Consider the following 21,400-nt stretch of genomic DNA (forward strand, 5'->3'; position numbering starts at 1 on the left):
CCGGGAACGAACCCGTCTGACCGACCGCCGGGAACGAACCGCTCTGGCCGACCGCCGGGAACGAACCCGTCTGACCGACCGCCGGGAAGGACGGGAGCCGGGGTTCCTCCACCGGCCGGTACTCGATCGCCGGGGCCTGCGCGACGGGCAGGCTCTGCCGTGCCGCGTGCCGTGCCATCAGCTCCTGCGCGGCGGCGAGCTTGCGCCGGGCGGTCTGCTTCTTGACGTGCAGCGACGGCTTCTGCGATACGGCCTCCGGAGCGGACCCCGCGGGAAGCGCCGCACGGCCCGCCGCGTCCGCTCCCGGCGCCGGGGCGCGACCGGCCGTCGTCCCGGCCGCCGGACCCGCGGTCAGCTCCAGGACGGGGCGCGCGGCCGGCTCCGAGGCCGGACCGGCGGTCAGCTCGAGCATCGGTGCCGCCGTCAGCTCGGCGACAGGCCGGATGATCTGCTCCAGCTGATACACCGTCGGAAGCTCCTCCGCGGACCCCTTGGGGCCTTTCGCACCCTCCCTCGGGCGGGCGCTCTCGCCGCCGCGCTCCGGCCGCCTGTCGGCCGGAAGGGTGGCCGGAGCCGAGGGACCGTACCGGGAGCGCGCCCCGTCGTACAGCTGCCGCATCAGGTCTTCCTGGGCGGGATCGGAACCCCCGCCCCCCTGACCGGCGCCCCGTCGGCCCGGCCTGCGGGTGGAGTTCGCCGAGGCGCGGGTCCCGTTGAATCTACCGGTGGCGAGTTCCGCCTGGTCATAGAGGGACGAGAGCCGTCGGGCGACTTCTTCGCCGCTGGGCGGGGTGCGTTCCGGCGCCATGGAGTGGTGCTCCTTCCGTCGTCCGCCTACCGGGTTAGCTGTCGGGTTCGGGCGGACGATTCCGGAAGGTATGCCCTACGACCCCTGCCCCGTAAGACAGTTGGCCGATTCACCCCAAGTTCGGTGGGTCCCCGGCTCCAGCTGCCACGAGGACAGGCAGGATTCGGCGGAGGCCGCGCCGCCCGGCGAGCTTCGCCGGAGGGAGTCGGGCGGCCCGGTCGCCAACTTAGCCATGTTGTGCACCCGATGTGAAGATCCACGCCCCAGATGTCCGATACGTTTTCGTGACCTTCATCGCATCACCTCGCAGCGCGACGGTGAGGACACGGGCCGTGCTCGAAAAGGCCGCTGAGCAAGGAGATTGAGCACTCGGGGGCCTATGGCCCGTCCCGGCCCCGCCCCGGACCCCCGCTCGGCCGGACCGCCCCGCTCCACCCCGATTGCCGGCCGACCCGCACGGGGCCGGCCCGTCCAGGTCCGCCGGCCACCCGCCCAGCCGCCCCGGATGTGTCGAAAGCGTGCACAGAACTGACGTTCCCTGGCATGTCGTTCGACATCGACGGCACCCATTGGTCACACCTTGACCAGTTCTGGCCGAGCTGGCCGGATGACCACTGCGGCCACGTGCCAGCCGTACCGTCGAGGCACGTCAGACCACGAGAGCGAGTCGAGGATCCCCACGTGCACGATGCGCCGATCTATGCCCAACTGATCTCCGAACGCGGCGACATACCGACGCTCGTGCGAAGCGAGGCCCGTCGGCTGCAACGCGACTTCGAGTGGATCCTCAGCTGGGATCCGTCGACGGGCGCCCCGCTTCCCGCGTCCATCGCACGGCCGTCGTCCGGCGCCCGACGCCCCTTCTCCCCCACCCCGGATCCGGACGACCTGCTCGACACACGCGGCCCCTGACGGCCGGCCGGACGCGACCGGAGGCCGAAGACGGGCCGGACGCATCCGGCGGCCGACGACCGTCGAACGCCAACCGGTGACTGGTGACTGGTCGCTAGAGGACGCCGGGTTCGCCGCCCGGCCGTTCGACGGGGAGCGGTTCGAGCCCGGCGCCGATCCGGGTCACCAGATCGGCGACCGTCGCACCCGTGGCCCTGTGCCAGGTACCCGCGCGCCGGAGCATCGCGTGGTCACCGCCCTCGACCCGCACGGCGCTCGCGGAGGATCCCGCCTCCGCGGCCCGGCGGACGAGGGCGAACGACTCCGCGGGGTCGGTGACCCGGTCCCGGTCGCCGTGCAGCACGATCACGCGTTTGCCCCGGAGGTGGGCCACCGGCTCACCCTCCGGGCACCAGGGCGCCAGCGCCACCACGGCCCGGACCTGGGGCGCGGCCGCGGCCCGCAGGGCCGCGCGCCCGCCCATCGAATGGCCCACGAGCACGACCGGCACCTCCCCCACCAGAGCGGCGAGTTCGTCCAGTGCCCGCAGAACGTCGGCGACGGGGTCGGCGTCCACGCCGTTCCACCCCCGGTAGCGGTACCGCACCTGCCCGACGAAGGCGTTCCCGTCCGGCAGGGCCCGCGTCACGGAGCGCACGAACGGCCGCATCCGGGCGCGTGCCACGTTCCACGGCCGCAACGGGTCCTTGCTGTCGGCGGTTCCACCGTGAAGGATCAGTACGGCCGCACGCGCGGGACCCGTGTCCGGACGGACGGCGTGACACGGCCGCAGCGCCACGGGGGCGCCGCTCGCCCCGGACCGGGACACGTCATCGGCGGACATCCGCGCAGAGCCTCGCATGACACCTCTCCACCTCTCGGCGCTCCCGCACGCCTCGCACCGAGCCGTGAGGAGGATCGTCTCACCGGCCAGAGGCCGGCGGCCACTGATCGCCGACCGCCCACCACCCTTCATCCGGAGCCGATCAAGCCGTGCTCTCAGTCCGTGTCCTCGGGCCGCGCGCGGTAGCCGTCGCGCCACTCCTGGTAGAAGCGCCAGAGGCGTGCCGCTTGTGGACAGCGTCCCGACTCCCGTCGGCACGTGCGGCAGTTGCCGACGTGACTGATGTAGGCGGTCTCGGGGGCGTTCCGCCCCGGCTCCGGATTCGGCATGGCCCTCGGCACCTGTCGGTGCGACGCGCACCGGCGCGACGTCGCTTCTGATGCCGTGCTTCCGTGCCAAGGGCCCCGGCGGATGCACCCGCCGAGGACTCCCGTGCCCGGCCTGCGGATCTCGGTGGCCGGCGTGCGGCTTCCGGGCTCCCGCCGACGGCCGCCCGGTTCCCGTCTCAGTCGAGGAGGTCGGCGCCGTACTCCTCCGCCGCGGGGAAAGGCCTGCCGACCCGGGCCCTGCGGACTGTCAGCCGGGCCACCTCGAAGTCCATCTCGGAGGCTTCGGGAGGCGGCGGCGGGTGGTAGCGCCCGGCGCATACGGACAGGTTGACGATGAGATAGGCGTGCCAGGACCTGCCCACTCCACGCCGGTCGTCGAAGACCTGGATCCCGTTCACCCACCACACGACCCGCTGGGCGCCGAACTCGACCTTGAGGTCGACCCAGGCACCCGGTCGAATGGCGGGGTTCCGGTAGTAACGGTGGGTGTTGCGTACGTGGTTGGACAGTTCCAGCAGGTCCGGGTTGTCGGGGTGGTACTCGAAGACGTCGATCTCCTGACCCCCGTCCCGCCATGTCCAGACGGCCGGCCAGGCCCCGGTCACCGTCGGCAGCTTGACCCGCGTCTCCAGCACGTCCCCCGTACGGACCATGAACCCGTCCGCGCTGCCCTCGGTGGTGAGGAGGCCCGCGTCCCAGTCACCGTCCGGGCGCCGCGTGGCCAAGAAGCGGCCCGTCCGGCAGTAGGCGGGGTCGGTCACCAGATGGTCGAGTTTCCCGTCGTCCGGATTGACCGGACCGCCGTCGGGATAGGCCCAGGAATGGCCCGCGACCCATTGACGAGGCGAGGCGAAATCCGCCGTGAAGACGACATCGGACACGCGGCACTCCTCGATGACGACGTTGCGCGTACCTCCAGGTTCTCCCCAAGCACCGGACATCCACGCCCTGTTCACGACAACCCGCCACAAAACAACCCGTCGGGGTGAACCAGTCGTACTCCGGCGCACCGTGTCTTCGGCCTGCCGCGCCTCGCACCACGGCTCGCACCCCCGTACCCGCCCGCACGGCGCCCGGTTCGGCCGGCCGCCTGGCCGGGCGCCGCGTCCCGCGCACCCGACCAGGCTCCGCCGGCTACAGGTAGGGGCGGGTGATCAACTCGATGGCGTGGCCGGCCGGGTCCTTGAAGTACACGCCCCGGCCGCCGTGTTCGTTGTTGATCTCGCCCGAGCGCCGCATCCGGGGATCGGCCCAGTGCTCGACGCCGTCGTCACAGAGCCGCCGGTAGGCCCGGTCGAACAGCTCGTCGTCGATCAGGAACGCGTAGTGCTGCATCTGGATGTCCACCGGGGGCTCGGCGAACTGCAACAGCACGCCGTCCGTCAGCTGGATGTTGGTGAAAGGACCCCAGGACGGCGCTTCCGGCAGTTCCAGCAGCTCCCGGAAGAAGCGTGCGGACTCGTGGCGGTCCTTGGCTGCGATGATGGTGTGATTGAAGGTGACTGTCATGCGACTGACCTCAGTGGTGCTCGACACGGAAAAGGACTCGCGGTGCACAAGCACTGGGAGGTCCACGTGCCGGACTGAGACGGTGCCTTCGGCGCACCCACTGGGCGATCAGCCCTCCACCGGATTGCCCATCCGTGTGTGGCTCGACGCCGGTCCGGTGTTCACGTCGGTCACGCTACTTGATCCGGTCGACCCCTACAACGCCCCCGGGCGCGGCAGACTGAACGCCATGACTTCACCGGACCCCAAGGCCGACCTCCACCGCTACCTGCAGTCGGCTCGCGACGCCCTGATCTGGAAGCTCGAGGGTCTCTCGGAATACGACATCCGCCGCCCGTTCACCCCTACCGGGACCAACCTGCTCGGTCTGGTGAAACACGTGGCCACGATCGAACTGGGCTACCTCGGCGACACCTTCGGACGGCCGTCCGGTGAACCGCTCCCCTGGCTGGAGCACGCCCACGAGACGAACGGGGACATGTGGGCCACCGCGGACGAGACACGCGAGTCCGTCGTGGGGCTCTACCGCCGGGCATGGGCCCACGCGGACGCGACCATCGACGCGCTGCCGCTGGAGACGACCGGCACGGTGCCGTGGTGGCCCGCCGGGAAGAACGAGGTGACGTTGCATCACGCGGTCGTTCGCGTGCTCGCCGACACCCAGCGGCACGCCGGGCACGCCGACATCATCCGCGAACTCATGGACGGGGCCGCCGGGATGAACGAGGACAACGACAGCCTGATGCCGGGTGACTCGGCGTGGTGGGAGGACTATCGGGCGCGGCTGGAACAGGCGGCCCGGGACGCCGGCAAGAACGGCTGACGCCGGGGGCGGATCCGCCGGGCCGGCCGGGTGCCGAGGGCGTCACGCACCCGGCCAGGCCCCGCGCCCCGCCAGGTCGAGAACAAGAGCGGCGATGTTCCACGCGTCGTCCTCGCCCCGGTGATGCCGCCCTTCCAGGGGCAGTTCGGCCAGGCGGAGGGCCTGCGCCATCCCCGGCCGCTTCCGCAGCCCGTGAGCGGCGGTGAAGACCGCCTTGGCGTTGGCGTGCCGGTGGCCGAAGGGGTACGGAGTCTCCGTGGCGGCGCACTGACGCGTGAACTGATGACGGTCGTAGTCGCCCCAACTCGCCCACGGCCGCGCCCCCGTACGATGCCGCGCGGCCAACTCGCGGCAGGCCTCGGCGAATTCGACCCCTTGCTCGACCTCGTCCGGCGTCAGCCCGGTGAGCTCGGTGCAGAAGGCGCTGACCGTCGACCGCGCGGGCCTCACCAGAAGCCGGTGCTTCTCCAGCCGGACGCCCTCGTCCAGGTCGACGACCGTCAGGCCGATCTCGATGATCTCGCTCACCGCTCCGGGCGGAGGCGCGCCCTCCCAGCAGGTCGCCTCGACATCGACGACGTTCAGCAGTCTTCCGGAACTCTTCATGCGGGCGAGCCTAGAAGGCGGCACGCCACCGCGTCGCCGGGTTTTCCGCCCGCCCCAGCCCCCGCGATGACCGGCGCAAGAGGCCACTTGGACAGGGAAAACGCAACTTCGACATGGCTCGCGAAGGCGGTTACCTTCACCTGGTCCTCGGCGATCGCCCACGGTCGCACAGGAGTTCCTTCGGGCCGAGCCCCGCCCGCGGCGGGATCAGTCGGTCACGCTCCGCGAATCCTCGCCCCATGCGCAAGCCACCGAACCGGGTCCGCACCAGGCACCCCGACCAGGGAGAGACGGCATGCCCCATCTTGCTCTGTACACATTCGGCGTCCTGAAGTCGCCTCTCGCCGATCCCGCACCTCTCACGCGCGAGTTCTACGACATCGGTGGGGCCGTCTACCGGAAGATCGGCCAGCACCCCGGATACCTCGCGCGCGCCGAAGCGGCAGGCGGTGACCGGGGCGTGCTCTTCGAGGCGGACTGGGGCGCATGGGGAGAGTTCGCCGTACCGGCCTGGTACGGCAAGGGCCGTACGGTGGAAACCACCGCCCTGGCCGCGACCCTCTCGCTCTGGACCGACCCGCGCCCCGCCTTCGGCGCCGTCCACAGCGGTCTGCACCGTGAGGCGCTGAACAGGCGTTACGACTGGTTCGAGAGGACAGGACACCCGAATTACGTGTGCTGGTGGGTCTCCGACGGCGTGACACCCACCTGGCAGGACGGGGTTTCCAGGCTGGAACACCTCCACGACCACGGCTCCGCGCCGCACGCCTTCACCTTCCACCGCTCGTTCGCCCCGGAGGGAACTCCGACCAGGATCGAAGGCATCGGACCGAAGAGCGACCCCCGCGGCCTCCACCTCACCGACCCCGGCATCTGACCCCGCACCGCACACAGCACGGGCTCCCCGGTCAACCCGAAGGATTTACGGAGCCGGCCACTCGGAAGCGGCGACAGTCGGAGCCCAGCTCACGGACGCGGCCAAGGACGTCCGCCGATGCGCTCGATGCCCGTGTTGAAACGCCGCAAGTAGGAGGCGAACGCGGCGATGTCGTCCTCCGGCCAGTCGGCCATGACCCGGTCCAGCGCGTCGATGAGCCCCTGCCGCTCCTGGTCCAGGAGCCGCTCCCCTTCGTCGGTGATGCGGAACTTGCGGGCCATGCCCCCGTCGGGGTCGGGGATGCGCTCGACGAGCCCGGCACGCATCGCCGCCGCGGTCTGCCGGTTGAGGGTGGAGGCGTCGAGCCCGAAGGCGTCGCTCAACTCGCCGATCGACATCGGCCCCTGGATCCGGATACGGCTGAGCAGGATGTACGCGCTGCGCTCCAGGACACCGTCCTTGGTGCGGCCGCCTCTGTGGTTCATCCATCCGTGGCGGCTGAGCAGCATCTGCTCGTACTCGACCTCGTGTGTGGGCCTGACCATCCGCCTGCCGCCTCCCGGTGTCACCTGAGCCGCGCGTCCCGCGCACATCGGTGCGGCCCGGCTTCATGGTCCCACACCCCCATGCACGGTCCACATCACATGCATGAACCACATCACATGCGCGATACATAAGACATGTACGATGCACATCTCTTGCCCCGCAGACAGACCCGAGGAGTCCCTGATGGACGCCCCCCAGCCTTCCGCCCGAGCGGGCGGCGTGGTCGCCACGCTCGCCCTCGCCGGCACCGTGGCGGCGATCATGCAGACGCTGGTCACCCCGCTGATCGCCGAGCTGCCCCAGATCCTGCACACCACGCCCGCGAACTCCGCCTGGGTCATCACCGTCACCCTGCTGGTCGCGGCCGTCTGCGTCCCGGTCTCCGGCCGGCTGGGCGACCTGGTCGGCAAGCGGCGGATGCTGCTCGCCTGCTCCATCCCGCTCATGGCGGGCTCGGTCGTGTGCGCGCTCTCCTCGTCCGTCGTCCCGATGATCGTCGGACGAGGCCTCCAGGGCATGGGCATGGGCATCGTGCCGCTCGGCATCGCCCTGCTGCGCGACGTGGTGCCGGCGGAGAAGCTGAGCTCCTCCATCGCGCTGGTCAGCGCCTCCATGGGCATCGGCGGCGGCCTCGGCCTGCCCATCGCCGCCGCGGTCGCCCAGTACACGAACTGGCGCGTCCTCTTCTGGGGCTCCGCCGTGCTGGCCCTGGCGATCGGAACGCTGATCTGGTTCCTCATCCCGGACGTGCCGGCCAGCGCCAAGGGTCAGCGCTTCGACGTCCTCGGCGCGCTCGGACTCGGCGCCGGACTGGTCTGCCTGCTCCTCGGCGTCTCCAAGGGCGCCGACTGGGGCTGGGGTTCCGCGACGACGCTCGGACTGTTCGTCGCCGCCGTCGTGGTCCTGATCGCCTGGGGCGCCTGGGAGATGCGCACCAAGGACCCGCTGATCGACCTGCGCACCACCGCCCGCCCCCGGGTCCTGCTCACCAACGTCGCCTCGATCTTCGTCGGCTTCAGCATGTACGCGAGCATGCTGATCATCCCGCAGCTGCTCCAGTTCCCCGAGGCCACCGGCTACGGCCTGGGCCAGTCGATGCTCGCGGCGGGCCTGTGGATGGCGCCCGGCGGCATCATGATGATGATCGTCTCCCCGCTCGGCGGGAAGCTGACGGACGCCCGCGGCCCGAAGTTCACGCTGGTCTGCGGTGTCCTCGTCGTCGCCCTCGGCTACGGACTGTCGCTGGTCCTGATGGGCTCGGCCTGGGGTCTCATGCTGACCCTCATGGTCACCAGCAGCGGTGTCGGCCTCGCCTACGGTTCGATGCCGGCCCTGATCATGAGCTCGGTCCCGCTCTCCGAGACCGCCGCGGCCAACGGCTTCAACACGCTGATGCGCTCGCTGGGCACCTCGGTCGGCTCGGCCGTCGTCGGCGTCATCCTCGCCCAGATGACGACCAGCGCGGGCGGCTACACCTTCACCTCCGAGGGCGGTTTCCGCACCGGACTCATCGTCGGTGGATGTGTCGCCCTGGTGGCCGCGGCCATCGCCGCCCTGATTCCGGCCGTCCGCGCCACCGCCGGAGACGACGAGGCCGGCCTCACGGCCACCCCGGAAGCGGCCACGGCCACCCGCTGAGGTTCACGCGCCACCCGCACCGGTTCCGACGGCCCCTGTCCGCCGGAACCGGTGCGTTCACGTTTTCGCCACCGCCGTCGGCCGTCCCAGGTAGGTGAGTGGCCCCGGGTCGTCCACGGGAATCTCGTGGAAGCCGAGACGGTCGTAGAAGGCCCGAGCCGATCGGTTCGCGGTGACCATGCCCAGGTGGACCGCCGGCACCCCGCGGTCGTGCAGTGCGGTGAGGAAGGTGTTCATCAGGGCTCTTCCGAAGCCGCGCCGCTGGAAGTCCGGCAGCAGGTCGATGTGCAGGTGCGCCGGATAGGCGGCGAGTTCGGGCAGGATCATGCGCTCGGGGGTGTGCAGCAGCCCGACCATCTCCTCGCCGGGCGTGCGGGGCGGTGTCGTGGGTTCGGGATAGCGGCGCACGACCCGGGGGATCCATTCGTCGCGGAACCGGGCGGCGAAGTCCGCGGTGTCTCCGGTGCCGACCACGTAGCCGACGGCCCGGCCGCTCCCGTCGTCGAGGACGAAGGCCAGGCCGGGATCCAGATGGCAGTAGGGCGCCGCGAAGAGCGTCGGCATCAGCTCCTCGTCGGGATACAGGGCACGTGAGTCCCCTCCGAGGTCCGCGGTGCGCACGCACACCTCCGCGACGGCGGCGCGGTCGGCGGGCCGGTAGGGGCGAATGGTCGGCACTGGGTCCATGACGGCATCCTGACCCTTTGGGAGCGCTCCCACAAGAGGGCTCCCGCGCCCTCCGCGAGGCGGGTCGCCCGGTCACCATCCGGCACGGGGCGCCGCATGGTGCCATGCTGAAGTACCGGATCATGACCTGGGAGCAGGGAACGACGGCAGCGTGAGGACAGTGACTCGGCCGAACCGAGCGGCGATCTGGAACCGGTTCGTGGCATCCGACCCGGGCCTGCTGCGGCTCATGGCCGGGCTGCGGACCGTCGGCGCGATCGCCCTCACCCTCGCCGTCCTCGCCATGATGGGATCCGGTCCCAGTCGCATGGTGACCGGAGCGATGACCGCCATGGTCGCCACGTTCTCCATCAAGGAGAAGCACCGCGGCGAACAGGCCGTCACCCTGGCGCTCGGCCTGCCCGTGGCGGTCACGGCGATGTCGCTGGGGGCGCTGCTGCGCGGTCACACGTTCGCGAGCGACACATGCTTCGTCGCCCTGATCTTCGCCGCGGTCTACTGCCGCAGATACGGAGACCGCGGCACCGCCCTCGGGCTGATCGCCTTCCAGATCTACTTCCTGTCCCTGTTCGGCGGAGCGACCTACTCCTCCCTCCCCGAACTCTGGGCGACGCTGGCCATCGCCTTCGTCTGCAGTGCCCTGGTGCGCTTCGCCGTGATCGCCGAGTCGACCGAGCGGGTCCTGAAACGGCTGCGCAAGGCGTTCCGGGCTCGCGTGGCCCAGTTGGTGTCCGTCCAGATCGATCTCCTCGACGCCGGTCCCGACGACGTCGAGAAGGCCCTGGACGACGTGCGGCTGCACACCGCGCGGCTGCACGAGAGCGCGATGATGATCCAGGACCGCCTGGACGAGGGAACCGCCGACGGCGCGACCGCCTCGCTGCTCCAGCGGCGGGTCGCCGAGGCCGAGATCGCCGCTGAACGGCTCGGCGTCCTCATCCTCACCGCGCGCAGCGCCGAACAGGCCGACACGCTCGCCCTGCATCTGCCGCACGCGCCGCTGCCCGCGCCGGGAGACCGGCTCCGGAAGCAGGACGACACCATCGCGACGCTGCACCGCGACCTCGAAGCACTGCAAGTGCTCGTCGCGGGACCGGTCTCGGGTGAGCGCGGCGCCGGGGTGGCCCAGCTCCGCAACCGGCTCCTCGGCTACCGGGACGAGCAGAACCTCCCGCACGCCCCGGCGGCCGTGCAGGACGTCTTCCGCGGCATCGGCGAGGCGACGCGCGCGGCCGTCGGACTGCGGATGGCGCTCGACGGCCCCCAGGACGAATCCGACGACTCCCCCGAGACGAAACGTTCCCGCGAGGAGCTGGACGCCGAGGACGCCTCCATCGCCGCCGAGGAGGGCGAAGAGGACGAGCCGCACCCCACGGGACTGGACCGGCCGACGACCCGGGCGGCGGTGCAGGTCTCGGTCGGGTCGACCCTGGCCATCGTCGGCGGGGAACTGCTCTCCCCGCAGCGGTGGTACTGGGCGGTGCTGACCTGCTGGGTCGTCTTCCTGAACACCTCCTCGACCGGGGAGATCCTGGTCAAGGGCTATCGCCGGCTGCTGGGGACGGTCCTCGGCGTGGTCGCGGGTGTCCTCCTGGCCGGTGTGGTGGGCGGCCACACGTGGACCGCCTTCACCTTGGTCCTGGTGTTCATCTTCGCCATGTACTTCACCGCCCCCGTGTCGTACGTCCTGATGTCCTTCTTCGTGACGGCGATGCTGGGGCTGCTGTACACGGTGCTCAACACCTACAGTCCGGCGGTGCTCGTCCTGCGGATCGAGGAGACGGCGCTCGGCGCGATCTGCGGGATGGTCGCGGCCATCGTCGTCCTTCCGGTGCAGACCGACCGCCGTACGGACGAGCTCCTCGCCGCCGTGCTGGTACGGCTCGGGGACGTCAGCGGTGCGGCGGTGGAGCAGCTCAGCGGCGGTATCGCCCTCGACCTGCTGGGCAAGGCCCGCGAACTGGACGTGGCCCTGGACAAACTGCGGGCCTCCACCAAACCGCTGACCCACCCCATCACTCCGTGGCGGGCCCGCCGTCAGACCGCCCGCTACATCGTCGCCCTGCTGGAGACGTGCGCCTATCACGCGCGCTCGCTGGCGGCGACGGCCGAACTCCTCCCCTACAGCAGGTCGGTCGCCGCGGACCCCCGGCTCAAGCTGGCGGGCCGCCGGATCAGCCACAACATCGACGTCCTCGTCGCCCGGGTGGCGGCGGACGCCGGGGACGGTGTCGCGGAGACCGGGGCGAGCCTCGCCGCCATGCTGGAGCCGGACACGCCGGACTCCCCCCGGCACGACCGTGTCACGGGCCGCGTCCTGCGCCATCTGCAGCGTCTCGACGAAGGCGTGATCGGTCTGGCCCGCCCGCTGGGGGTGCGGCTCTCGACGCCCGGCAAGAAGGCGGCCCGGAGCGGGGCGCGGTAGCCGCGGCGAGGAGTCGCGCGGCCGGCCGGTGCGGGGGCACGGCACGGTGACCGGGCGGAGGCTGCCGCACGTGCCGCCGGTGGAAGCTGTCGTACGTGGCCGCGACGGAGGCACGGTTCGGTGGCCGGCGCGGGGGTGTGCTCAGCCCACGTTCCACAGGAACCGGTGCGTGTGGATCCCGAAGTAGGGGAACGACTGCACCTGCCGGACGTCTTCGATCTGCCGTACGACGTCGTTGACGAAGTCCAGCAGATCCCGCGGTCCGGGACACACGACCTCGGCGAACAGGTCGAAGCCGCCCGACGTCAGGACCGCGTAGACGACCTCGGCCCGTTCGGCCAGCGCGTCGGCGACCGCTCGCGGATCGCCGTCCACGGTGATGCCGAGCAGGGCCATCGCCTGTCCGCCCATGCCCATCGGGTCGGTGACGCCGACGACCTGGACCGCCTGCGAGTCGAGCAGGCGTTGCAGGCGCTGGCGGGCCGCCGACGCGGACAGCCCGACCTTGGGGCCGAGTTCGGCATAGGCGATACGGCCGTCGATCTGCAGTTCGCGCAGGATGGCCCGGTCGATCTCGTCCACGCTGTTCCTCTCCGGCTGGCCCGGTCCAAGGTTAACGGGGCCGTTCAGCCGACCAGTTCGGCCAGGGCGGCGGCGAAGACCTCGGTGTGCCGGTCCACGTCCTCCTCGGTGGTCGCCGGACACATGAGCGCCATGTTGTGGAACGGGGTCAGCAGGATGCCCCGGTTGGCGAGGTACAGGTGGAGGAAGTCCTCCAGCTCGGTGTCCGCCGCCGCGGCCGATTCCGTTCCGGTGCGCGGCGCGGGATCGGCGAACCGGTATTCCGTACGGGCTCCGAGCCGGCTCACCGACCACGGCAGGCCCCAGGTGTCGATTCCCGCCCGCACACCCGCCTCGAATCGTTCGGAGAGCTTCGCCATCGTGTCGAACGCGGCGTCGGTGAGGACGTGTTCCAGGGTCGCGCGCGTCGCCGCGGTGGAGAGGGCGTTCCCGGCGAGGGTGCCGCCGACACCGCCCATGTCGACCAGGTCCAGATCGGCGCGGCCGAGCAGCTTGTCGGCGAGTTCGGCCGAGAGCCCGTACGCCCCGGCCGGGATCCCTCCGCCGATCGCCTTGCCGATCGTGAGCATGTCCGGCTCCAGGCCCCAGGCGGCGGTGCAGCCACCGGGGCCGGCGGAGAAGGTGTGCGTCTCGTCGTTGATGAGCAGGGTCCCGTACCGGCGCGTCAGGGCACGGACGCCCTCCAGGTAGCCCGGCTCGGGCAGCACGATGCCGATGTTGGTGAGCGCGGGCTCCATCAGGACGGCGGCGACGTCACCGTGCGCGAGCTCGCGTTCCAGCTGCTCCAGGTCGTTGAACTCCGCGACCCGGCTGGTGAGGGTGACGTCGCAGGGGGCGCCGACGTTTCCGGGGCGGGCGGTGCCGTGGCCGTCCGGGCCGACGACGATCAGCGACTCGTCGACGCTGCCGTGGTAGCTGTAGCTGTTCACCAGGATCTTCGGGCGGCCGGTGACCGCCCGTGCCAGGCGGATGGACCAGCGGTTGGCGTCGGTCGCGGTGAGCGAGAAGCTCCAGCGCGCGAGACCGAAGCGGCGGGTCAGTTCGGCGCCCACCCACTCCGCGTCCTCGGTGGGCAGCATCGCGGTCGCGCCGCCGCTCTCGGCGAACCGCGTCCGCACCGCCTCGGCGACCACCTCGGGTGAGTGACCGGCCATCGCGCCCGTGTCACCGAGACAGAAGTCGACGTACTCGTGCCCGTCGATGTCGGTGACGCGGGCTCCGCGGGCACTGTCCAGATAGCGCGGGAAGGCCCCGGCGGTCTTGTTCATCCAGGTCATCGGCACTCGGCCGAACAGGTGCTCGGCGCGCTCGTACGCGGCCCTGGACCGCGGGTTGCGACGCTCCGCCTCGGCGCTCTCCCGAGCCAGGAGCTGGTGCAGGCGTGTGCGGTCCATCAAGGGCTCCTCTGTCGGTGAACCCGGTCGGCGAGCTCGGTCGGCGACACGTTCGGCGAGCGGATTCGGCCAGCGTACGAACGTATGCGGCGCCGAAGCAAGCCCAGACACTCGATTCAGTCGCTCGAACAACCGATTCGACCGTCACCGCTCGCCATGACACTCGATCCGGCGGCCGCGAGGGCGGGCGCGCCGGCCGGGTCCCGCTCGTACGGGTGAGGATGACGGGGCTCCCGGCATTCGGACGGCCGGACGGCCGGGAACGGGGGGCCGCGGGCGGGTCCGGTCCGGCCTCCCGCCCGCCACCCCACTCCGCCCGGGTGCCGGAGCCGGCTACCGGGCGGCTTCCGGGGCCCACACCCGGTCCGCGAAGTCCAGGAAGTTCCTGCCGAGGATCTTCTCGATGCGCTCCGAGGTGTAGCCGCGCTGTTCCAGAAGGCGGACGAGCTCCCGGAACTGGTCCACTCCGCGCAGGTCGAGCACGAAGGGAAGCGTGTCGTCGCGCTCCCCCGCCGCCCCGACACCCGCCTGGCGCCGCAGGGCCACATGCCCGGCGAGATGCGAGCGGTACGCGTCGAGGTCGTCGATGGACGTCACGGTCCCGTCGGTGCCGATGCCCACATGGTCCTCGCCGCACACGTTGACCGCGTGGACGATGTGCTCCACGACGTCGGCGGCCGTCGCGTGACCCGACACGTTCAGGAAGGGCATGAAGTAGATGCCCACGAAGCCGCCGCGCGAGGCCACCAGGCGCAGTTCCTCGTCCGTCTTGTTGCGGGGGAGATCGGCGAGCGCGCGGCAGCCGGTGTGGTTGATCGACACGGGGCCCCGCGCCGTCTTGGCGGCCTCCAGACAGGTCCGCTCACCGCTGTGGGAGAGGTCGACCATCAGGTGGTGCTCGTCGAGGGCCTCGACGACACTCCGGCCGAAGTCGGTCAGGCCCCGGTTCTCCGGCGCCATGGAGCCGTCGCCGATGTGATTGGCCTGGTTGTACGTGAGCTGGACGACCCGGACACCGAGATCGGCGAACGTGGCGATGCGCCCCGTGTCCTCGCCGACCGCGACGGCGTTCTGGAAGCCGTAGACGACACCGATCCTGCCCTCCTGCCCGGCCCGGCGGATGTCCGCGGCCGTGCGGACCTTGAGGAGGTCGGCCGCGTTGTCCCGGATGATCCCGTCCCAGACGGCGATCTCGTGGAGCGTGTGCTCGTAGGGCGGCAGGTCGCCCATCGTGTAGCCGAGGGTGATGTTGACGGCGGTGAGGCCGGAGGCGTGGGCGTCGGCCAACGTACGGGCGTCGACGGTCATCTGCTCGCTGGAGGGGTTGAGCTGCGCGGCGGCCTCGGCCGACCGGGGGGCGTTCGGATTGTCGAGCTGCCCGAGCGCGTTGATGATCATGGGAAGGTCGGTCATCGGGTCTCCTCGGCAAAGTGGGTCGACTCGGCGGGGCCGCTCGCGTCGACGGGGTGGGTCGCGGCGGGCTCTTCGGACCCGGGGCCCTGGGCGCCCTCGGGCCGCCCGGCGCCGGGGGCGGTGCCGTCGAAGTCCCGGCGCTCGAAGCGCCGGCCGCGCTTGACGGTCAGCGTGACGCTGCGCAGGTTCGCGATGTCCCGCAGCGGATCGTCCTCCAGGACGACGAAGTTGGCGAGCTTGCCCGCTTCGACACTGCCCATGACGTCCTCGGCCCCGGCGCTCCGGGCACCGATCAGCGTGGCCGAGCGCAGCACCTGCGCGGGCGACATCCCGCAGCGCCGCACGAGGAACTCCAGCTCCTCGTAGAGGGCGGGGAAGGGGTCCCCGGGATCGGTCTCGTAGTCCGTGCCGGTCGCGATCTCCACACCGGCCCGGTGGGCCTGGGCGGTGAGCACGGCGGCGAGTTCGGTGTTGGCCGCCGCCCGCGCCGCGTCCTCGGGCCCCTCTCCCGCGAGGGCCTCGCTCGCCCACATGCCCGCGGTCGCGTCGAGGACCGTGCCCCGCCGCCTCATCAGGGCGAACAGTTCCTCGACACGGGGGTCGTCACCGGCGGCGAACCGCTCGTGGTCGACCTTGGGCTTGGTCTTGTAGCTGGTCAGCGGCTCGTCCGTGCCCTCGAAGGCGAGCAGGGTGACGTGGGAGACGCTGTCGGCGCCGGCCGCGACGACCTGGCCGGGCGAGGCCGGGAAGACGGCGGCGTGGGCCCAGACGGGGATGCCCTGGCGGTACGCCTCCGCCGTGATCGCGGCGACGGTGTCCCGGTCGAGATCCGCGTACACCTTGATCGCGGAGGCGTGGGTCCCGCGCGCCAGGGCGACGGCGATCCGCAGGTCGGTGTCCTTCGTGACCGCCTGCATCCACGGAACGGCACCGGGCGTCTCGCCCCGGGACACCTGGTGGGTGCGCGGATCGTCGAAGAAGCCGGGTCCCGCCATCAGCGCGGCGTAGCGGATGTCGGGGCCGGGGATCTCGCCGACGAGCGTCGCCCTCGCCAGGTCACCGACCTGGCGCAGGTCGTCGGCCATGTCACGGATGGCCGTGACCCCGCTGTGGACGAGCCGGCGCAGCACCGCCTCGGCGACGGGCCGGTCCGGCGGCGTCGCGATGTGCTGGTGGGCGTCGACCAGACCGGGGATGACGAAACGTCCGCCGAGGTCGAAGACCTGGGCGTCGGAGGGCAGGGTCCCGGCGATCACGGCATCGTCCCCGACGGCACGGATGACCGGACCGTCGATCACGATCGACGTCGAGGTCCGGACCGGACCACCGGTTCCGTCGAACAGTGTCGCGCCGCGGTACACCGCGACGGCTCCTCTCACCGCGGGCGCGTGCGGGGCCGGTGCGCCCGAAGTCTCGTCCGTCATCTTCACCTCAGTAGTAGTTCTTACCGGAGCGGCCCTGTCGGGACCGACCCTGTCCGGACCGGATCCGCCCGACAGGGAACGTTCGGACAGGGAACGTTCGGGCCGGGTCACTTGAAAGATCTTGTTACGCTCTACGTAACAGACGTATCGTCTCTCGCAACATGCGCTACCGTACGCTCGCATCTCACGTCGTCACAAGGAGGGGCCGGAATTGCCCGCAGCACCCCGTACCGCGGTGGACAAGGCCCTGGACCTGATCGAGGCCGTGGCCCGCGCGTCCCGGCCTCCGCGTCTCGTCGACCTCGCCGAGGAGGTCGGGCTGCATCGCGCGACCGCCTACCGCGTGCTCGTCGACCTGGTCCGGCGCGGCTGGGTGCTGCGCGCCGGCGACCGCTATCTGCCGGGCACGGCGGTCCTGCAGCTGTCGTCCTCGGCGGCGCGGAACTCTCTCGGCGCCCTCGCCCGGCCGGTTCTCGCGGCGCTGTCCGAGCGCACCGGCATGATGGTCAACCTTCAGGTGCCCGAGGTCGACCGGTCCCGCGTGATCGACGTCGTACGACCCGACCGTCTGGCGATGATCAGCAGCCTGACCGGCCAGGCCCTGCCCGTTCACCGGTTCGCCGGCCCGCTCGCCCTGGTCGCCGCCCTCTCCCCCGCCGACCGGGTCCCCTATCTGCGCGCCGCGGAGGAGTCCGGGTATCCGCTGGAGGGACCCGACGGGCTGCTGGCCGACATCGAGGACGCCGAACGCACCGGTTTCGCCGTCGAGTACGGGCGCAACGAGCAGCCGGTCGCCTCGCTCGCCCGCGCCGTGGTCACGCGTCCGGGCGCCCCCGTCTGCGCCCTCACCCTGGTCGGACTGGGCCCCGACTTCGGCGAGGCCCGGCTTCCCGGTCTGCGGGAGCGCCTGCGCGAGGCGACGGAGGAACTGGCGCGGATCCTCTCCGGCCCCGGAACCTCCGAAGTCACCGAAGTCCCCCAGGTCACCGGGGTCACCGGGGTCACCGGGGTCACCGGGGTCACCGGGGTCACCGGCCAAGCGTCGCCCCCGCCCACGTCCGCCCCCGTCTTCCCCAGCGTCTCCCCGCCCCCGTCCCCGTCCACCGAAGGCCCGGCATGAGCGAGATCCTCTTCCTCGACGGGGCGCAGACGCGCGCCGCACTCGATCCGCGGCGCGTCCTGGACGCCGTGGCCACGGCCCTCGTCGCCATCGGCCGTGACGAGGTCTCCGTACCGCCGCGGATCGCCGCGCACACCCCGCACGGCCTGCTCGGCGCGATGCCCGGCCATGTGCCCGGTCTCGGGCTCGCGGCCAAGCTGGTCTCGGTGTTCGCCGACCCGGCACGGCCGGGCCGCAGCAGCCACCGGGGGATCGTCGCGCTCTTCGACGAGACCGACGGCCGTCCGCTGGCCCTGATGGACGCGGAGCCTCTCACCGAGATCCGTACCGCGGCGACGGCCACACTGAGCGCCCGCGCGCTGGCCCGTCCGGACGCCGAGCGGGTCGCCGTCATCGGGACGGGCGCGCAGGCGCGCGCCCAGATCGCGCTGCTCGCGGCCGTGGCCCCCGAGACCCCCGTCTCCGTCGCGGGCCGCGATCCCGGACGCGCCGGGATCGCCGCCGCGCTCCACCCCGCCGGGGGCGTCGCGGAGCGCATCGAGGACGCGGTACGCGGGGCCGGCACGGTGTTCTGCTGCACCGGCGCCGTCCTCCCGGTGATCCGTCGCGCATGGCTCGCCCCCGGCACCCACATCAGCTCGGTGGGCGGCTCCCACGGGCCCGAGCTGGACGCCGACACGGTCCGGGACGCCACCCTCTTCGCCGAATGGCACGGCGCCGCCACGACCCGGCCGCCCTCCGGCGCCCACGAGTTGCAGGACCTCCCGCCCGACCGGCGCGTGACGCTCCTCGGCTCGGTCCTCGGCGGCGAACACCCCGGGCGGCGCGACGAGGACGAACTCACGCTGTTCAAGTCGACCGGCCACGCCGCTCTGGACGTCGCGGCCGCCCATGTCGCCGACGCCGTCGCCCGCGCCGAGGCATGGGGCACCCGTATCACCCTGTGACGCGGCGCCTCACCCTGTGAAGCGGCGCCCCGTGAGCGCCGGTCCCGCTCGTCGGCGCCGGCATCACCCGGTGACCGATGGGGCCCCGTGGACTTTCCTCCCCCGGTTCGGCCATGCTGAAGGGTGTTTCCGCCGGTCCGCGGGCGACCCCGGATGCCACGGCCGCAGTCCCGGACAGGCCGGTCCGGAACAGGCCGCGGGCGCGACGGAGCACGACGCGGAGGAGGCCGGTGCCCCATGAGAGTGACCGGAGCGGACGGCGGCGGAGTGCGGGAACGGCTGGGCAGTGCCCTGTTCACCCGGGTCGCGGGCCCGGACGGACCGAAGAACCGCGCCCGTATCCACGGCACGCCCGGACCCCGCTGGTTCGGCCCGGACCGCCCCATCCGCACCGTGCACGGGGACGCGTCGATGTTCATCGGCGGCCTCTCCGCGCTGCTGCTCCAGTCGCTGCACCCGCTCGCCATGGCCGCCGTCTCCGCGCACTCGGGCTTCCGCGGGGACCCTTGGGGAAGACTCCAGCGCACCAGCACCTTCCTCGCGGTGACGACATACGGCACGGCCGAGAGCGCCCAGGACGCCTGCGACCGGGTACGGGCGGTCCATGAGCGGGTGCGCGGTGTGACCTCGGAGGGAACGCCGTACCACGCGGCGGATCCCCACCTCCTCGGCTGGGTCCACGTCGCGGAGATCGACAGCTTCCTGCGCGCGCATCAGCGGTACGGCTCGCGGCCGCTCTCCGCGGCCGACTGCGACGCCTACGTGGCGGACACGGCCCGCGTCGCCTCCGCGCTCGGCGTCCTGGACCCGCCCACGAACCGTGCCGAACTCGCGGACCGGCTGAACGCGTACCGCGGCGAGGTGCGCGCGACGGCACAGGCCCGCGACGCCGCGCGTTTCCTCCTGCTGGACCCGCCGGTGCCGCTCGTGGCCCGACTGCCGTACGGGGTGCTCGCCGCGAACGCGGTGTCCCTGCTGCCCGCTTGGGCCGCCGCCGAACTACGGCTGCCCCGGTTGCCGTTGGTGGACAGTGTGTGCGTACGTCCGCTCGGCAGCGCCTTCACCTCGGCGGTCCGCTGGGCGATGGCACCGCAGCGCGCGCGAACCGTCCACGCGGTCACGTGAGCGGTGCCCACGGGACCCGCCCGCCCCTCCCGGCCGGCCGGCCGGGCGCACGACGGGCCGGTTCGCCGCATCCGGAGGACCGCCCCGCGCCGAAACAGGGGTGAGCCCGCCGGACCGGCCGGGTCCCGGACGGCTCGGGAATCGAGGCGAGGTCCGTCATGATCCGCTGCCGCCGCGCACCGGGCCCCTCCACCCGTGGGTGGGGCACCTTCGGAGCACCGTCCACCGTCCTCCCGGGAGCCGCTCCGTGGAACTGAGCGCCGACGACGAGCAGGAGACCACGGGTGTGGGGGTGGCGACGGGTTTCCTGGCGCGCAGGCTCGGGGTGTCGCCCACGACGTTGCGCTCCTGGGACCGGCGGTACGGTCTGGGGCCCGCGGTGCGGGCGGACGGCCGCCACCGCCGGTGGTCGCCCGACGACGTGGCCATGGTGCAGGAGATGTGCCGGCTGACCGCCGCCGGCCTGCCCCCCGCCGAAGCCGCCCGCGCGGCCAAGGAGTCGGCTCGCGGCCGTGTCGCCGCGTCACCGGCCCTCGCCGTCCGGGCGCGGACCACCGCCCGTACGCGGACCGGCGTCCGGATCCCGGAGGGGTCGTCGCCGACGGCTCCGGGCCCGGGGACACCGGGATCGCCGACGGGCACCGGGCCGCCGTCGGCGGACGTGGCCCAGGAGGGCCGGGGTCTCGCGCGTGCCGCCGTCCGGCTGGACGCCCGCGCCGTCCAGGAGCGGCTTGCGACGGCGGTCGGTACGCACGGCCTGGCCAGGGCCTGGGAGGACGTGATGGTGCCCGCCCTGCGGGCCGTGGGCCGCAAATGGGAGTCGTCGGGAGACCGTTACGTCGAGGTCGAGCACCTTCTGACCTGGCACGTCTCCGCCACCCTGCGACACGCCTACGTGTCCGCGGCGGGGAACGGACCGCCCGCCGCGGTGTCGCCCGTCCTGCTGGCCTGCACTCCGGGCGAACAGCACACCCTGCCCCTGGAGGCCCTCAACGCGGCGCTCGCGGAACGGCGTGTACCCGCCGTGACCCTCGGCGGAGCCGTCCCGCCCGAGGCACTCATGGCGGCGGTGCAACGCGTCGGTCCCCCGGCGGTCGTCCTGTGGTCCCAGTCGTGGTCGACGGCGAACCTGCCGCTCGCCCGGCACCTCGCCGCCACACGCTGGGGAGTACGGGGAGCACGAACCCGGAGCCGGGTCCTGCTGTGCGGGCCGGGCTGGGACACACAGCCCGGCCCCGGACTCCTGCGTCCGTGTCAACTCGCCGAGGTGCTCCGCCTGCTCACCGCCCCGGACGACCGGGCAACGGGTCCGACGACACCGACGCGCTCCTGACCGGCCGGCCTCGCGCTCGTCCGCGGGCCGGCCCGGTTCGCCCCGGCACCGGGCCCGCGACGCGGGAGACCGGCCCCGC

General features: G+C 72.2%; 20 protein-coding genes, 1 pseudogene and 1 riboswitch. Of the genes and pseudogenes, 9 read left to right on the top strand and 12 right to left on the bottom strand.

Translation table 11 applies throughout. From position 1 onward, the window contains the following. A pseudogene (locus tag ACFYW9_RS32050) lies at positions 1-808 on the bottom strand (hypothetical protein); the annotation flags it as partial. A 7-nt stretch (positions 809-815) separates the two neighbouring features. Continuing rightward, positions 816-987: riboswitch (cyclic di-AMP (ydaO/yuaA leader) on the bottom strand. Between the two features lie 502 nt (positions 988-1,489). Here ACFYW9_RS32050 and ACFYW9_RS32055 point away from each other — a divergent pair. Continuing rightward, positions 1,490-1,720, top strand: coding sequence for a hypothetical protein (locus ACFYW9_RS32055; RefSeq protein ID WP_389157772.1), 231 nt, complete (start codon positions 1,490-1,492; stop codon positions 1,718-1,720). A 94-nt stretch (positions 1,721-1,814) separates the two neighbouring features. Here ACFYW9_RS32055 and ACFYW9_RS32060 read toward each other — a convergent pair whose 3' ends face one another. From ACFYW9_RS32060 to ACFYW9_RS32075, 4 genes are all read right to left on the bottom strand, one after another. Beyond that, complete coding sequence (locus tag ACFYW9_RS32060; protein WP_389157775.1) at positions 1,815-2,543, bottom strand: alpha/beta hydrolase; 729 nt, start codon at positions 2,541-2,543, stop codon at positions 1,815-1,817. A 155-nt stretch (positions 2,544-2,698) separates the two neighbouring features. Further along, positions 2,699-2,872, bottom strand: a complete 174-nt coding sequence (locus ACFYW9_RS32065; protein ID WP_351866662.1) for a hypothetical protein — start codon at positions 2,870-2,872, stop codon at positions 2,699-2,701. Between the two features lie 176 nt (positions 2,873-3,048). Further along, complete coding sequence (locus ACFYW9_RS32070) at positions 3,049-3,753, bottom strand: beta-glucanase (RefSeq protein WP_351866664.1); 705 nt, start codon at positions 3,751-3,753, stop codon at positions 3,049-3,051. A 253-nt stretch (positions 3,754-4,006) separates the two neighbouring features. After that, positions 4,007-4,381 (bottom strand): VOC family protein, encoded by a 375-nt coding sequence (locus tag ACFYW9_RS32075; protein ID WP_389157780.1) that lies wholly within the window; start codon positions 4,379-4,381, stop codon positions 4,007-4,009. 229 nt (positions 4,382-4,610) lie between these two features. Here ACFYW9_RS32075 and ACFYW9_RS32080 point away from each other — a divergent pair, with 229 nt between their 5' ends. Beyond that, positions 4,611-5,204, top strand: coding sequence for a DinB family protein (locus ACFYW9_RS32080; protein WP_389157783.1), 594 nt, complete (start codon positions 4,611-4,613; stop codon positions 5,202-5,204). Positions 5,205-5,246: 42 nt separating this feature from the next. Here ACFYW9_RS32080 and ACFYW9_RS32085 read toward each other — a convergent pair whose 3' ends face one another. Then, entirely contained in the window at positions 5,247-5,810 is a 564-nt protein-coding gene (locus tag ACFYW9_RS32085; RefSeq protein ID WP_389157786.1) for an exonuclease domain-containing protein, read from the bottom strand. A 295-nt stretch (positions 5,811-6,105) separates the two neighbouring features. Here ACFYW9_RS32085 and ACFYW9_RS32090 point away from each other — a divergent pair, with 295 nt between their 5' ends. After that, positions 6,106-6,687, top strand: a complete 582-nt coding sequence (locus tag ACFYW9_RS32090; RefSeq protein WP_389157789.1) for a DUF3291 domain-containing protein — start codon at positions 6,106-6,108, stop codon at positions 6,685-6,687. 89 nt (positions 6,688-6,776) lie between these two features. On the opposite strand, the gene ACFYW9_RS32095 is transcribed toward ACFYW9_RS32090, so the two are convergent. After that, entirely contained in the window at positions 6,777-7,232 is a 456-nt protein-coding gene (locus ACFYW9_RS32095) for a MarR family transcriptional regulator (protein ID WP_351866674.1), read from the bottom strand. 184 nt (positions 7,233-7,416) lie between these two features. Here ACFYW9_RS32095 and ACFYW9_RS32100 point away from each other — a divergent pair, with 184 nt between their 5' ends. Next, entirely contained in the window at positions 7,417-8,871 is a 1,455-nt protein-coding gene (locus ACFYW9_RS32100) for an MFS transporter (RefSeq protein ID WP_389157793.1), read from the top strand. A gap of 57 nt (positions 8,872-8,928) precedes the next feature. Here the strand turns inward: ACFYW9_RS32100 and ACFYW9_RS32105 are convergent, their stop codons facing one another. Next, positions 8,929-9,558 carry a GNAT family N-acetyltransferase gene (locus ACFYW9_RS32105; protein ID WP_389157796.1) on the bottom strand — a complete coding sequence of 210 codons (630 nt, stop codon included), beginning with the start codon at positions 9,556-9,558 and terminating at the stop codon, positions 8,929-8,931. A gap of 151 nt (positions 9,559-9,709) precedes the next feature. Between ACFYW9_RS32105 and ACFYW9_RS32110 the strand changes: the two genes are divergently transcribed. After that, the gene (locus tag ACFYW9_RS32110; RefSeq protein WP_389157799.1) at positions 9,710-11,983 is read left to right on the top strand and encodes an FUSC family protein; all 2,274 of its coding nucleotides are present in this window, start codon (positions 9,710-9,712) and stop codon (positions 11,981-11,983) included. A 141-nt stretch (positions 11,984-12,124) separates the two neighbouring features. Here ACFYW9_RS32110 and ACFYW9_RS32115 read toward each other — a convergent pair whose 3' ends face one another. From ACFYW9_RS32115 to ACFYW9_RS32130, 4 genes are all read right to left on the bottom strand, one after another. Then, complete coding sequence (locus tag ACFYW9_RS32115; RefSeq protein WP_351866684.1) at positions 12,125-12,565, bottom strand: Lrp/AsnC family transcriptional regulator; 441 nt, start codon at positions 12,563-12,565, stop codon at positions 12,125-12,127. Between the two features lie 44 nt (positions 12,566-12,609). After that, positions 12,610-13,959 (bottom strand): transaminase, encoded by a 1,350-nt coding sequence (locus tag ACFYW9_RS32120; protein WP_389157803.1) that lies wholly within the window; start codon positions 13,957-13,959, stop codon positions 12,610-12,612. 333 nt (positions 13,960-14,292) lie between these two features. Further along, complete coding sequence (locus tag ACFYW9_RS32125) at positions 14,293-15,372, bottom strand: dipeptidase (RefSeq protein WP_389157806.1); 1,080 nt, start codon at positions 15,370-15,372, stop codon at positions 14,293-14,295. Next, complete coding sequence (locus ACFYW9_RS32130) at positions 15,369-16,796, bottom strand: amidohydrolase family protein (RefSeq protein ID WP_389157809.1); 1,428 nt, start codon at positions 16,794-16,796, stop codon at positions 15,369-15,371. Before ACFYW9_RS32130 ends, ACFYW9_RS32125 begins: the two co-directional genes overlap by 4 nt. A 211-nt stretch (positions 16,797-17,007) precedes the next feature. Here ACFYW9_RS32130 and ACFYW9_RS32135 point away from each other — a divergent pair, with 211 nt between their 5' ends. The 4 genes from ACFYW9_RS32135 to ACFYW9_RS32150 all read left to right on the top strand — a co-directional run bounded on the left by ACFYW9_RS32135 (position 17,008) and on the right by ACFYW9_RS32150 (position 21,321). After that, a complete protein-coding gene (locus ACFYW9_RS32135) occupies positions 17,008-17,916 on the top strand; it encodes an IclR family transcriptional regulator (RefSeq protein ID WP_389157813.1) in 909 nt (302 codons plus the stop codon). Then, entirely contained in the window at positions 17,913-18,863 is a 951-nt protein-coding gene (locus tag ACFYW9_RS32140) for an ornithine cyclodeaminase family protein (RefSeq protein WP_389157816.1), read from the top strand. The genes ACFYW9_RS32135 and ACFYW9_RS32140 overlap by 4 nt, the downstream gene beginning before the upstream one ends. A gap of 237 nt (positions 18,864-19,100) precedes the next feature. Next, a complete protein-coding gene (locus ACFYW9_RS32145; RefSeq protein WP_329297759.1) occupies positions 19,101-19,988 on the top strand; it encodes an oxygenase MpaB family protein in 888 nt (295 codons plus the stop codon). A 253-nt stretch (positions 19,989-20,241) separates the two neighbouring features. After that, positions 20,242-21,321: a MerR family transcriptional regulator gene (locus tag ACFYW9_RS32150; RefSeq protein ID WP_389157853.1), complete on the top strand. Its 1,080-nt coding sequence runs from the start codon at positions 20,242-20,244 to the stop codon at positions 21,319-21,321. Positions 21,322-21,400: the final 79 nt, after the last annotated feature.

Source organism: Streptomyces sp. NPDC002698 (genome assembly GCF_042888945.1).
Taxonomy (GTDB): domain Bacteria; phylum Actinomycetota; class Actinomycetes; order Streptomycetales; family Streptomycetaceae; genus Streptomyces.